This is a genomic window from Brevundimonas goettingensis (assembly GCF_017487405.1).
Classification (GTDB): Bacteria; Pseudomonadota; Alphaproteobacteria; order Caulobacterales; family Caulobacteraceae; genus Brevundimonas; species Brevundimonas goettingensis.
This window is the reverse complement of record NZ_CP062222.1, coordinates 588,885-602,500: the sequence shown is the minus strand read 5'-3', so window position 1 is coordinate 602,500 and position 13,616 is coordinate 588,885. Positions and strand designations below refer to the sequence as shown.

The following is a 13,616-nucleotide window of genomic DNA, read 5'->3' as shown; positions in this document are numbered from 1 at the left end:
CCGGCAGGTGGCGGATCCGGCGATCGGTCATCCGGCCCATCAGGATGGCGACGGTCTCGGCCGGTTTGGCGAAGACCACTTCGGCGGTCATATAGTCGGAGACCGGCTTGCCGAGCGCGGCCGCCCCGTCGGCGGCGACGGCCTTGACCACATCCCGCTCGGAGAAGACCCCGGCGACCCGGTCCCCGTCACAGACGATCAGGGCGCCGACACGTTTGGTGTCCAGCTCGGCGCAGGCTTCAGCGACGGTGGCGGCGGGCGCGAGGGTGAAGACCGCCCCTCCCTTGCCCTTGAGGATTTCGGCGACGAGCATCAGGGGTTTCCTTCTCTATCGTTGTAGAGAACGACGCCGGCAGGGCTCGTGATCGGGCCTGTCGGGCCGCTTCAGGCGCGAGGATCGCCCAGACCGGCTTCCGACGCAAATCCTGCGGGCGGTTTTCCGAACCAGCGGGCCAGCGGACCGATCAGCAGCAACCCCGCCAGGAAGCCGAAGGCATGGGCCTCCCAGGCGATGCCCGCCCCGTCGGCTCCCGGCGCGAAGCCGATCAGGCCGGTCACGGCGTTGAGGATCAGGATGACGGCGCTGGTCGAGATCACACCGCGGTCGCTGAGAGGCCGCACCCGGCCACTGGTCCCGAGCAGTCGGATCGCCCCGCCCAGCAGGCCGGTGACCGCCCCGGACGCCCCGACCATCGGCGCGTCGGAGCCCAGATGGATGAGGCCATATCCCAGGGTTCCGGCCAGACCGCAGACTATATAATAGGCGAAAAAGATGAATCCGCCTTTCGCGCCCGAAAACAGGCGTGCGATCGGGGGGGCGAAAGCGATGGCGAAACCGGCGTTCATCAGGGCGTGAGCCCAGCCGCCGTGCAGGATCATGCTGGTCAGAATCCCCGGCCACCAGCCGCCGTTCGTCAGGGAGTTCGGGAAGAAGGCCCAGCGCAACCCCTCGTCCGGCAGTCGCTCCTGCAGGAAGAACATCACCGGCATCGACAGGGCGACCAGCAGCGGCGCCAGGGGCGCGTTGAAGATGCGCTCGCGATCCTGCCCGTCGCCGCCGTCCGGCGTCGGCGAGGGCGCGCGAGCTCCCCACGGCGACGACGACGGCGGGCCTGACGGAGTGTCGAATCTGTCGTGTTCGGAACCCATGTCGATGGAATGCGCGGAGAATTCTGCAATCTCAAGCGCTTCTTAATAACCCTAACCGCATTCTGGCACGCGGGTTGGTTACCGGCCCATCAACCAAGTTCCGTGCGGAGACCCGGAATGACCACTGCCAGAATGCGCCGGACGGCCCGCGGGGGAGCCCTGTTGGGGACCGTGTGCCTCGCGGCCATGGGCCCGACGTTCGCCCTCGCCCAGACGACGGGCTCGGCCGGAGCCTCGAGCTTCCAGGCCGGATACGGCAACGCCCGCTATGCGGTGACCCAGCCGTCGACCGGGTCGACGCGCGACGCCAACGGCAACCGTCTGATCGTGGACGGCATCATCCAGAGCGGCGCCTCCAGCTATTCCAGCGCCAGCTCCGGCGCCTCGTCGGCCTATGCGGGGGCGGGGTCGTCCTCGTCCAGCAGCAGTGGCGGCACGACCATCGGCGGCGCGACCGCCATCGGCAACAGCCTGAACGTAGTGGTTCAGGGCAACCATAACACCGTGATCGTCAACTCCAGACAAACCAACACGGGCAATATCAGCGCCGGCACGGTGCTGAACGGGACCCTGGACCTCGATGACTGAACGCACCCTCTCCAAAAGCCCTCTGGCCAAACGCCCCCTGGCCAAACGGGTGCGCATCGTCGGCGCGGCCTGCGCCATCGGCGCCCTGATGTCCGGCTGCGTGAGCACGGTCGCCGGACCGGGCGGCCAGTATGCGACGCCCATCGGCAACGCCCCGGTGACGGCCAACCCCACGCCCTATTCCACGGCCCTCTACTGCCTGTCGGACTATGCGCGCCGCTACAACCTGCCCTCGCCGCGCATCGCGGTGGGCCGGATCAGCGACTACACCGGCTCGGTCTCCTCGGACGGCGGCCGCCAGATCACCCAGGGCGCGTCCCTGATGGCCTATTCGGCCCTCGCCAAGGCCGGCGCCCGGATGGTCGAGCGCTACGACACTTCCATCTCGGAGCTGGAGCTCCGCTATGCCAACAACAAGCTGATCGGCGACGAGGGCGCGGCCGCCGGCGGCGCCCCGGACAGCAACAACTATCGCCGCATCCTCGCCGGCCAGGTGCCGGGCTCGGACTTCTACCTCGTCGGCGGGGTGACCGAGGTGAATTTCAACATCCGCTCCGCCGGTGTGGACATCGGTCAGGGCGAGGTCGACTCGGCCCGCCCGGGCTCGGCCCTTATCCAGGGCAAGGTCTTCGTCATGAACGTCGCCATCGACCTGCGTCTGGTCCAGACGACCTCGATGGAGGTGGTCGACGTCATTTCCTACCAGAAGCAGATCATCGGCCGGGAGATTTCGGCCGGGGTGTTCGACTTCCTCGACGGCAACGTCTTCGACATCTCGGCCGGCACGGGCGGGATGGAGCCGGTCCAGCTGGCGGTCCGTTCGCTGATCGAGCGCGGCACCCTGGAGATGATGGCCAACCTCTATGGCGCCCCGGGTCCGCAGATCTGCCTGGACGCCGCCCACGATCCGCTGGGCTCGGTCGGCCCGACCGGCGGCTACTACCCCGCCTATGCAAACACGGACAGCAACAATGGCCAGACCCGCGCCGATCCGAACCGCTGGCATGCTGGCCGCGACGGTGATGTGCGTCGCAGCAGCCGCTACTGAGGCTTCGGCCCAGACGGCGCCCGGCGCCCTGGTCCTGAACAATCAGCTGCAGCTCGGCGACGTCGTCAGCGGCCAGACCCTCAATGTCGAGGGCGCGACCGATCAGGTGACCGTGTCCAACGCGGCGACGGGCAACAGCCTGTCGGGCGCGACCGAGGGCGTGGATCTGGACGTTCGCAACGTCCAGACGATGAACGGCAACACCCGCGCCACGACCGAGATCAATCCCACCGGCGACACGGGCGGCATCATCAACGCCACGACCCAGGCCAACGGCAACTACCTGGCCGGCGGCGGCTATGGCGGGAACCTGGCCATCGATTCCGACCAGCGCGTCGGCCCGTCCGAGATCACGGCCTCGACCGCCATCCGCGGCGGGACCGCCCGCCTGCTGGGTGGGGCCAATGTCACCGCCGCCGCGACCGGCAACGCCGCCGCCCTGGCCGGCAATGTCGGGGTCATCTCGGGCGCCGTGCATCAGGTGTCGGACGCCTCGGTGCGCGCCGAGAACCTGGCCGAGACCCAGTACATCCCCGCCGGGGCCGTGTTCGGCGCCCAGGCCATCAACAACGCCGCCGCGGTCAACGGCGAGGACCAGTCGGGTCAGTCGATCTATATCGGCCAGCGCTCGACCGGCGACGCGGTCACGGCCAACACCAGCGCCAACGCCGGCAACGCCTGGGACCTGACCGGCGCCTCGGTGGCCACGGCCAACCAGGCGGTCATCGCCAACAAGGGCGGCTCGGTCGTCGCGCGGACGCAGCAGGAGAATTTCTCCGCCGTCGCCTCGACCGCCGTCACCACCGCCTATGACTACGGCCGCGCCGTGGCCTCGGCCGAGGGCACGGGCAACGCCGCCTCGGTGGGCAACAACGACAAATACCTTGAGCTGGACAACAGCCAGATCAACTCGGGCGGGGTCGAGGTCCGGGCCGAGTTCTCGGGCGCCCAAGGCTATGACGCCTATGTCTCGGCCAATGCGGCGGGCAACTCGGTCACGGGCTATGCCTGCGCCGAATGCCAGGCCACGCTGAACGCCACCAACAACCAGACCAACGACGGAAACGTCAGCGCCTCGGCCAATACGACCATCTCGGGCGCCAACCGCAACGTCATCACCGGCTCCAACGCCGTCGGCAACGCCGCGACCTTCTACGTCTCGCGCCCCGGCCAGTAAGGCGCGCGAGACGGGTAACGCCCGCCAATTCAACGAAATCGCTTGAGCGGCCGTGACCCTGCCCTAAGGGTTAGGGGTCCGGTCGACTGACGGCGTTCGGGCGATTCCCGACTGTCCGGAGCGACCCGAATGATCTCCCCTCGCCGCCTTCTGCTGCTCGCCGCCTCGAGCACGGCCCTCCTGACCGGGGCGGCGCTGCCCGCCTGGGCGGAGATCGCGGCGCCCGCCCCCGTTTCCGCGCCTACGGCCACCCCGTCGGATCCCTGGGCCCAGACGGCCAGCGATCTGACGCCCGACGCGGGCGTGCGGTTCGGCGTCCTGCCCAACGGCATGCGCTATGCGATCATGCACAACGCCACCCCGCCGCATCAGGCGGCGCTGCGCCTGCGCATCGACGCCGGCTCCCTGTCGGAGCGCGACGACCAGCAGGGTCTGGCCCACTTCCTTGAACACATGGCCTTCAACGGTTCGACCCATATCGCCGAGGGCGACATGACCAAGAACCTCGAACGGTTGGGCATGTCCTTCGGTGGCGACACCAACGCCCAGACCAGCTTCGACCAGACCACCTATATGCTGAACCTGCCCAACACCTCCGACGAGGTGGTGGACGCCAGCCTCTTCTCCCTGCGCGAGGTGGCGTCGGAGCTGCTGTTCGCCTCGGACGCCGTCGACCGCGAACGCGGCGTCATCGAGGGCGAGGAGCGCACCAGCGACAGCCCCGGCCTGCGTTCTCTCAAGGCCCTGCTGCCCTTCCTCGCCCCCGGCCAGCGGCTGGCAGACCGCCTGCCGATCGGCGACCTGAACATCATCCGCACCGCCCCGCGCGACCGGTTCGTCGACTTCTACCGCGCCTACTACCGCCCCGAGCGCGCCACTCTGGTCGCGGTCGGCGACTTCGACGTCGACGCCATGGAGGCGAAGATCAGGGCGAAGTTCGGCGACTGGACCAATACCGCCGCCAACGGCGCCGATCCGGATCTGGGCCAGATCCAGCCACGCCAGCCCGAGACCCTGATCCACGTCGAGCCCGGCGGCCAGTCCTCGGCCCAGATCTTCTGGACCGTGCCTCATGACGACGCGCCGGATAACAGCGCCGAGCGCCGCAAGTCGGTCGTGCGCAGCCTGGCCTCGGCGGTGCTGAACCGCCGGCTCAGCGATATCGGACGCCAGCCCAATCCGCCCTTCATCGGCGCCGGCGGCGGCTATCAGTCCCTGTTCAACGCCCTCGACGCGGGCAGCCTGTCGGTCGCCTTCAACCCGGGCGAATGGAAGCCGGCAATCGAGGCCGTCGAGCAGGAAGAGCGCCGTCTTGTCCAGTACGGGGTCACCGCGTCCGAGCTGAACCGTGAACTGACCGAGTTCCGCACCGCCCTGACCGCCGTCGCCGCCGGCGCCGCGACGCGCCAGACCCCCAGCCTGGCCGCCGGCCTGGTCAATTCGGTCAACGACGACGAGGTCTTCACCAACCCCAACGATGACCTGAAGCGGTTCAACGAGATCGCCCCGACCATCACCGTGGACGAGGTCAACGAAGCGGCGCGCAAGACCTTCAGCGGCAACGGGCCTCTGGTCTTCGTCACCTCCCCCGTGCCCATCGAGGGCGGCGAGGCCGCCGTCACCGCCGCCCTGGAAGCCTCGCGCGCCACCCCGGTGACCGCCCCGGTCATCGCCGCCGACGTCCAATGGCCCTATGCCGACTTCGGGACCCCGGCCCAGCCGTCCCACCAGAGCGAGATCGCCGATCTGGGCGCGACCCTGGTGACCTTCCCCAACGGGGTGCGAATGACGGTCAAACCGACCACCTTTGCCGACAAACAGATCCTGATCACGGTGCGCGCCGGCAACGGCTATCTGGACCTGCCCACCGACCGGCCTACCCCGGTCACCTGGGCCGCGGGCTCCGAAATGACCGAGGGCGGCCTCGGCAAGCTGACCGCCATCCAGCTGGATCAGGTCACGGCGGGCAATGTCGTCGGCGTCAGCTTCGGCGCCGACCAGAACGCCTTCCAGTTCGGCGGCTCGACCCAGCCGCAGGACCTGAACCTGCAGATGCAGCTGATGGCGGCCTATTTCACCGACGCCGCCTGGCGGCCCGAGCCCTTCGCCAAGACCAAGGCCGCCTTCCCGCAAGCCCTGGCCCAGTATCGCGCCACCCCGGCGGGCGCCTTCAGCCTGGCCGCCGCGGGCCTTCTGGCCGGGAACGACCCGCGCTTCGGTCTGCCGACGGCGGATCAGATCTCGGCCGCCAGCCTGGACGACATGCGCCAGATCGTCAGCCAGTCCCTCTCGCGCGGACCGATCGAGATCGTGATCGTGGGCGACATCGCCGTCGCCGACGCCGTCGCGGCGGTGGGCTCGACCTTCGCCGCCCTGCCCGCCCGCACGCCCGCCGCGACGCCTTCGGCCCAGGCCCTGCGCGTCGGCTTCCCGGCGCCGACGGCCGAACCGGTTCAGCTGCACCACACCGGCCTGCCGACCCAGGCCCTGGGCTATGTCGCCTGGCCGAGCGTGGACTCCATCGGCGACCGCAAGCCCGCCCGGATCGTCAACCTGCTGGCCCGGGTGCTGCAGTTGCGCGTCACCGACGAGATCCGCGAGAAACAGGGCGCGGCCTATTCGCCGGGGGCGGCTGCGACCTCGTCGCTGGTGTTCCCCGACTACGGCTATGTCTTCATTCAGGTGGAGACCCCGCCCGAGGCCCTGCCCGTCTTCTTCCAGACCGCCGACGCCATCGCCGCGGGCCTGCGCGACGCCCCGGTCACCGAGGACGAACTGAACCGCGCCCGCCTGTCGGCGATCGAGTCGATCCGCCGCAGCCAGGCCGGCAACGGCTATTGGCTGGGCGCCCTGAAGGGGGTGCAGACCGACCCGACCCAGATCGAGGCCATCCGCACCGTCATCTCGGATCTGGAGGCCATCACCCCCGCCGACCTGCAGAAGGCCGCCCAGACCTATCTGCAGCCCGACCGCGCCTGGCGCGCCGAGGTGACCGCCGAGACCGCGGCGCCCGCGACGGCGGCTCCCGCCGCCCAATGACGAAAAAGGCCCCGGGGCTTGCGCTCCGGGGCCAGTCGTTACTCAGGATCGCCGGCGATGAACCGACGCTCTCAATCTATCAAACCCGACCTGTCCGCAGGCTGAACGGGCCGTTCGGGAACCGTTGTCTCGATCAGAACACCCGGCCGCCGACGCCGCCGTCCAGCGTCATCGAGGCGCCGGAGATGGACATGCTCGAGGCCTGAACGGTCTCTTCGCGGTATTCGGTATAGGTCTCCTGACGCCACATCGTCAGGATCTTGACGCCCGCGCCATAGCGGCGGAGCAGCGAACGCTCGTTGCAGTCGCGTTCCGGCTTCTGGGGCCGGCATTCCATCACGCCGCCGCCGATCGGGCCACCGGGGCCCGGCTGGGCGACGCCGCCCTGAGCGGAGGCGTAACCCTCGGCGTAGCTGGCGGCATAGGCGGCGGCGGCCTCGGCGCTGCGGCCGTACCACAGGCTTTCGCCCTTGCGGCAGCTCATGGTCTGGCCATGGTCGAAGCTGATCTGGTCGACATAGTCGGCCCAGGTGACCTGAAGACGCGTCCCGGCGATGCAGCGGTAGATCTCGCCGTCATAGGCGTCGGCGATCTCGCGGCCCGGCTGGACCTGGGACGCCGGGTGCGGGATCTCGCGGTCGTCGATGCAGACGGCCTGGATGACCACGCGGCTGAAGGCCCAGCGCGAGGCGGTGAAGGGCGTCCGGACCACCTGGGCGGCGACCGCGCCCTCGACATTCAGTCCCTCGATCACCGTCGGATACGGCTGGGCGACGCTGAAATACGCCCCGCCGTTCGAGCTGATGTAGGTGTCGCCCTGGCCGTGGGCGTTGATCAGCGATCCCGCATTGGCATTGGCGTTCGCATTGGCGTTGCCGTTGACGTTGACGTTCACATTGACGTTGAAGTTGCCGGTTCCGCCCGGATAGGACGGCGGCGGCGGGGCCTGCAACAGCTGCTGGGCGGCGACGGCGGGGTCGGCGCGGGAGGGGGCTGACAGCAGGAAGGCGGGGTCGGGGTGCAGCTGCCGCACTGGGCGACCGCAGAGCCGCCGACGGCTCCGAACGCCGTCAGACCGACGATCGTCGCCAGCCAGGTCTTGATCCGCACCCGCATGGGCTGGGCTCCCCGAGAATTCGTTCACGCGAGACCGGTCCGCGAAGGGCGCGCCGGTCCAGCGAGCATTTGACGACCAAACCCTTGCGTTTCCGTTAGCTACGTCCTGCGGCGAGAGGCCCCATCCTTGCGTGAGGGCGGCTGAAAGGCCGCGCCATGTTCCATTCCGGTACGCAAACCCTGATCGACCACTGGACCGCCCTGCCCGAGGCGCGGCGCATCCCCGCGCGCGCCGACTTCCAGCCGATGGCCTTCGGCCCGCTGACGCCCCAGCTGTTCATGGTCGAACGCGAAGGCGCGCGGCTGCGGCTGGCGGGCGCCTGGGTCGAACGCGTGCACGGTCGCCCCCTGGGCGGCGCCGACTGGCTGTCGGTCTGGCGCGAAGAGAGCCGACCGATGGTCGCGGCCGCCATGGTCCAGGCCATCCGCGAAGCCCGCCCGGTCGTCCTCGCCGCCGACGCCGCCCGCATGGAGGGCGTGCTCGAAATCGTCGTCGCGCCCCTCAGGAACCGCGCCGGAGAAGCGGACCGGCTGGTCGGCCTCTACCAGCCCGTGAACCGCGCGGACCGCGAGGCCGAAGACGTCGGCGCCCTGCACGCAAGACTGTCGATAGGCGTCGGCCCGATCGCCCGCGCGCCCTTGAGTCTCGCCGCAGTCGACGGCCGCCGCATCGCCTGAGCGGCCCCGAATGCGCCTTTTATCGACAGTCTGTCGATATTGCATGCGCGCGTCGGCAGGTTGTGCTCCGCTTGGGCATGGCCGTTCAGCAGTGTCGAAAGCCCGCCGCTTACATTCGACAAACTACTGATTTCAGTAGCGATATCGACCCGCCCACAAAGCGCGACACACAACACCAGGTTCAAACCAGGAGATTTCACGGGCGCCGTCGTCGTTTCGATTCCGTCGCATCACGGTCACATCGGCGGCGACTTGGGCCATCGGGGGTTTGACACCGGTGGAATATCGGAGAACACTGCGGATTATAGACACCGGTGTCATCGCAAAGAGTCCACCCATCCCGAATAAGGGGAACGGACCAGATGACCTCGGACATTTTGATCCTGGGGAGGAACTCTGGAATGACGACTGTTCGCTCACGCCTGCTCGCCACGTCGGCGATGATCACCGCGCTCGGCATGGCCGCGCCCGCACTGGCGCAGACCGCGCCCGCCCAGACGCCGCAAACCGACGACGGGGCGACCCAGGTCGAGGAAGTCGTCGTCACCGGCTTCCGTGGCAGCCTGGAACGCGCGCTGAGCATCAAGCGCAACGCCAACGAAGTCGTCGACACCATCGTCGCCGAAGACATGGCCAAGTTCCCGGACAACAACCTCGCCGAATCCCTTGCCCGCGTGCCGGGCGTGGCCATCACCCGTACGGGCGGCGAAGGCTCGCAGATCTCGGTGCGCGGCCTGGGTCCGGACTTCACCCGCGTCCGCATCAACGGCATCGAGGCCCAGGCCACGACCGGTTCGAACCGCGGCCGCGGCTTCGACTTCAACGTCTTCGCATCGGAGCTGTTCAGCCAGCTGGACGTGCGCAAGACCCCTTCGGCCAACGTCGAGGAAGGTTCGCTGGGCGCGACCGTCGACCTGCACACCGCCCGCCCCTTCTCGCAATCCGGCTTCAAGGCCGCCATGTCGGCCCAGGGCGCCTGGAATGACCTGTCGGAGGCCACCAACCCGCGCCTCGCCGGCCTGGTTTCGAACCGCTGGGACACGCCGCTGGGCGAGTTCGGCGCCTCCTTCTCGGTCGCCTATTCCGAGAAGACCACCCTGCAGAACGGCGCCTCGACCGGCCTGTGGAACTTCGGCTCGGCCGACGGCGGCTGGTGCGACCCGGTCGCCCGCCCGACCCTGTGCGCCGGCACCAACACCGCCGCCCGCGCCACGGCCAGCCTGGACAGCACCCGCTACCCGCGCTTCCTGCGCTACCAGGACTACCGGCTGGAGACCAAGCGGACCGGCATCACCGGCACCCTGCAATGGCGCCCGCAAGAGTCGACCCTGGTCACCTTCGACGTCCTGTACTCGAAGTTCGAGGGCGAGCGGAACGAGCGCCAGCTCGAGTCGATCGGCCTGAGCCGCGCGGCCTCGCAAGGCGGCAAGCCCGAGACCGTCGTCCGCGACATCGTTCTGGATGGTAACGGCACCGCCGTCTTCATGGCGCTCGACAACGTCGATATCCGTTCCGAGAACTATATCGACATCTATGACACCACCTTCCAGCAGTACACGCTGAACGTCGAACAGCAGTTCGGCGACAAGCTGACCGTCACGGCGCTGGGCGGCTATGTGAAGAACGACTTCAACAACGCCATCGACTATATCGTCCAGATGGACCGTCAGAACACCGATGGCTATTCGTACGACTTCCGTCCCGGCGGCCAGTACTTCCCGGCCATCAACTACGGCTTCGACGTCACCGATCCGAACCAGTGGTACATCGGCCCGACCACGACGGCGGCCGGCGGCACCGGCGCCAGCGGCCCGGACATCCGTCTGCGTCCGAACTGGAACGACAACATCTACAAGACCGCCCAGCTCGACTTCAAATACGAGTGGTCCGACAACCTCACCCTGCTGGGCGGCATTCAGGCCAAGCAGTACGAGTTCATCGGTCGCGGCCAGCGCCTGGCCAGCGAGAGCAACATCCCGGCCATCCCGGCAGGCTACAACATGACCAGCCTGACGGAAGCCTATTGCGGCTTCCAGGGCCTGAGCCTGCCGTCGGGCACCCCGAACTGCTGGCGCTCGCCGAGCCTCAGCGCGATCGCCGAAGCCTATGGCGTCTTCTCCAACACGGGCCGGTTCGCCCTGTCGGAGACGGTCTCCAGCGCCCGCGGCGACAACCGCACGGTCACCGAGGACGACCAGGCCGCCTATCTGCTGGCCCAGTTCAAGCTGACCGCCCTGGGCATGCCGATCCGCGGCGACATCGGCTTCCGCCGCGTCCACACCAAGCAGGAGTCGGGCTTCTATTCGACCGTTCCGACCGCGGTGAACCCTTCCGGCTTCGAGTGGACGGTCGTCGGTCGCGAGTATGACGACAACCTGCCGTCGATGAACCTGGTGTTCGAGCCGGCCGAGGACTTCCTGATCCGCTTCGGCGCCGCCAAGGTCATGGCGCGTCCGGGTCTGGCCCAGATCTCGGCGGCGACCAATGTTTCGGTTGCCGGCGGTTCGCGCACGGTCTCGACCGGCAACCCGAACCTGGAGCCCTACCGCGCCAACACCTACGACCTGGCGTTCGAATGGTATCCGGCCCGGGGTTCGATCTTCTCGGCGGGCTTCTTCTACAAGGAGATCTCGACCTACATCCAGAACATCACCACCACCGGCACCTTCGCCTCGACCGGCCTGCCGGACTCGCTGCTGGCCGGCACCGGTGTGGCCGCGACGGACTCCTTCCAGATCTCCAACGTGATCAACACGCCCGGGGGCCCGCTGCAGGGCGCCGAACTGAACGTCCAGCAGGCCCTGACCTTCCTGCCCTGGAAGTTCTCGAACCTGGGCGTTCTGCTGAACTACACCTACGTCAAGTCGGACATCGACTACTTCGTCTCGACGACGGCCGGTTCGGCGACGGTGACCCAGCCCCTGCTGAACCTGTCCAAGAACGCCTTCAACACGACGATCTACTACGAAGAAGGTCCGTTCCAGGCCCGCGTGTCGCTCAACTACCGCGACAAGTACCTGACCGCCGTGCCCTCGTCGTACAACACCGACGTGGCGGGCGTGAAGGCGACGACGTTCATCGACTTCTCGACCAGCTACAAGTGGGGCGACAACCTCACCTTCACCGTGGAAGGGATCAACCTGACCAACGAGCCGACGATCTCCTACACGGACTCCTCGGCGGAACGGCTCAGCGACTACTTCCAGAGCGGGCGTCAGTTCTACGCCGGCGTCCGGTACGCCTTCTGATCCAGGCCTGATGACGGCGGTCCCTGACGGGGCCGCCGTTCTTCTTTCAAGACACCCGTCCCCCCGACGCCGTCTCCCAGAGACACCTCCATGTTCCCTTCCCTGATGAAGCCCGGGCGTCGCGACCTCGCGAAGGCCGGGCTCGGCGGTCTGCTGGCCGCGTCCCTGCCGGTCTCCTTGCCATTTGGGGCGCTCGCCCGAGCCGTTGAGGACCCTAATGATCCCTGGGCCGAGGCCCGGGCCATCCGCGCCCGCATCCGCCCGCCGGTCTTCCCGCGCGCCAACCGCTTCGGTCCCGAGCAGTTCGGCGGCAGGGCGGACGGCGTCACCGACAACACCGAGGCCTTCCGCCGCGCCATCGACGCGGCCTCGAAGGCGCCCGGCGGCGGACGCGTCGTGGTCGAAGGCACGGCCGACGGGACGGTCTGGCTGACCGGCGCCATCCACCTGAAGTCCAACGTCGAGCTGCATGTCTCGCGCGAGAGCACCATCCGCTTCCGCACCGAGCCCGAGGCCTACTTCCCCGCCATCCTGACCCGCTATGAGGGGACGGAGTTCATGGGGATCTCGCCCTTCATCTATGCCTATGGCTGCGAGAACATCGCCATCACCGGCCACGGCATCCTCGATGGTCAGGCCAGCCGCGAGAACTGGTGGCGGCAGAAGCGGGTCGCCGACGGTCAGGAGAGCGACAACGGCCGCCTGCGCCGCTGGGCCGAGGAGGGCAAGCCGGTCGCCGAGCGCGTCTTCGGCCCAGAGGCCACCATCCGCCCGCAGTTCATCCAGCCCTACCGCTGTCGCAACGTCCTGATCTCGGACCTGACCATCCTGCGCTCGCCCATGTGGGAGGTGCATCCGGTGGAGTGCGAGAACGTCACCGTGCGTCGGCTGACCATCTCCAGCCACGGCCCGAACAACGACGGCTGCGACCCGGAGAGCTGTCGCGACGTCCTGATCGAGGACTGCGTCTTCGACACCGGCGACGACTGCATCGCCATCAAGTCGGGCCGCAACGCCGATGGGCGCAGGCTGGGCAAGCCGACCGAGAACCTGATCGTCTCGGGCTGCACCATGCTGGACGGCCACGGCGGGGTGACGCTCGGCAGCGAGATCAGCGGCGGGGTCCGCAACGTCTTCGTCGAGAACTGCCGCATGGACAGCCCGCGGCTGAACACCGCCATCCGGTTCAAGAACAACGCCGCGCGTGGCGGGACCCTGACCAACATCCACGTCCGCGACGTGACCGTGGGACAGGTGGCCCATGCCGCCATCACCATCGACTACAACTACGCCGAGGGGGCCAACGGCCGCTTCACCCCGGTGTTCGACGGCCTGACCATCGAGCGGATGACCGTCGGCCGCTGCGAGCGGGTTCTGGACCTGCAGGGGTTCGAGACCGCGCCCATCCGCAACATCGCCCTGAAGGACTGCGACTTCGTCCGCGCCGCCGAGCTCGACATCATCGAGCATGTCGAGGGGCTCACCTACGCCAACGTCCGCCGCAACGCACAGGCCGTGACCGGTCCTGCACCGGGCGGCCACGGCAATGCAGCCGACCGCTCCGGTTGAGGAA

The 13,616-nt window shown here is 68.3% G+C and carries 10 protein-coding genes (1 of these 10 only partly in view); 7 read left to right on the top strand and 3 right to left on the bottom strand.

Annotated features, from left to right (window positions below; translation table 11 throughout):
* Both IFJ75_RS03080 and IFJ75_RS03075 read right to left on the bottom strand, forming a co-directional pair.
* Positions 1–313 carry the 5' portion of a CBS domain-containing protein gene (locus tag IFJ75_RS03080; RefSeq protein WP_207871163.1) on the bottom strand. Its footprint begins 116 nt before the window's first position, so the window shows 313 of its 429 coding nt (coding positions 1–313); it begins with the start codon at positions 311–313; its stop codon lies beyond the left edge, outside the window.
* A 71-nt stretch (positions 314–384) separates the two neighbouring features.
* On the bottom strand, positions 385–1,149 hold the full coding sequence (locus IFJ75_RS03075; RefSeq protein WP_207871161.1) for a rhomboid family intramembrane serine protease: 765 nt from the start codon (positions 1,147–1,149) through the stop codon (positions 385–387).
* Between the two features lie 117 nt (positions 1,150–1,266).
* Here IFJ75_RS03075 and hfaA point away from each other — a divergent pair, with 117 nt between their 5' ends.
* The 4 genes from hfaA (at position 1,267) to IFJ75_RS03055 (ending at position 7,001) form a co-directional block, all read left to right on the top strand.
* Positions 1,267–1,737 carry a holdfast anchoring protein HfaA gene (gene hfaA, locus IFJ75_RS03070; RefSeq protein ID WP_225896962.1) on the top strand — a complete coding sequence of 157 codons (471 nt, stop codon included), beginning with the start codon at positions 1,267–1,269 and terminating at the stop codon, positions 1,735–1,737.
* Positions 1,730–2,785: a holdfast anchoring protein HfaB gene (hfaB, locus tag IFJ75_RS03065; RefSeq protein ID WP_207871159.1), complete on the top strand. Its 1,056-nt coding sequence runs from the start codon at positions 1,730–1,732 to the stop codon at positions 2,783–2,785. The genes hfaA and hfaB overlap by 8 nt, the downstream gene beginning before the upstream one ends.
* Entirely contained in the window at positions 2,709–3,962 is a 1,254-nt protein-coding gene (hfaD, locus tag IFJ75_RS03060; RefSeq protein WP_207871157.1) for a holdfast anchor protein HfaD, read from the top strand. The genes hfaB and hfaD overlap by 77 nt, the downstream gene beginning before the upstream one ends.
* A gap of 129 nt (positions 3,963–4,091) precedes the next feature.
* Positions 4,092–7,001, top strand: a complete 2,910-nt coding sequence (locus IFJ75_RS03055) for a M16 family metallopeptidase (protein ID WP_207871155.1) — start codon at positions 4,092–4,094, stop codon at positions 6,999–7,001.
* Between the two features lie 133 nt (positions 7,002–7,134).
* Here the strand turns inward: IFJ75_RS03055 and IFJ75_RS03050 are convergent, their stop codons facing one another.
* Complete coding sequence (locus IFJ75_RS03050) at positions 7,135–8,034, bottom strand: hypothetical protein (RefSeq protein ID WP_225896961.1); 900 nt, start codon at positions 8,032–8,034, stop codon at positions 7,135–7,137.
* 239 nt (positions 8,035–8,273) lie between these two features.
* Between IFJ75_RS03050 and IFJ75_RS03045 the strand changes: the two genes are divergently transcribed.
* The 3 genes from IFJ75_RS03045 (at position 8,274) to IFJ75_RS03035 (ending at position 13,612) form a co-directional block, all read left to right on the top strand.
* Complete coding sequence (locus tag IFJ75_RS03045) at positions 8,274–8,795, top strand: PAS domain-containing protein (RefSeq protein ID WP_207871153.1); 522 nt, start codon at positions 8,274–8,276, stop codon at positions 8,793–8,795.
* A 401-nt stretch (positions 8,796–9,196) separates the two neighbouring features.
* Entirely contained in the window at positions 9,197–12,043 is a 2,847-nt protein-coding gene (locus tag IFJ75_RS03040) for a TonB-dependent receptor (RefSeq protein ID WP_207871151.1), read from the top strand.
* A 90-nt stretch (positions 12,044–12,133) separates the two neighbouring features.
* Entirely contained in the window at positions 12,134–13,612 is a 1,479-nt protein-coding gene (locus tag IFJ75_RS03035; RefSeq protein WP_207871149.1) for a glycoside hydrolase family 28 protein, read from the top strand.
* Positions 13,613–13,616 lie beyond the last annotated feature (4 nt).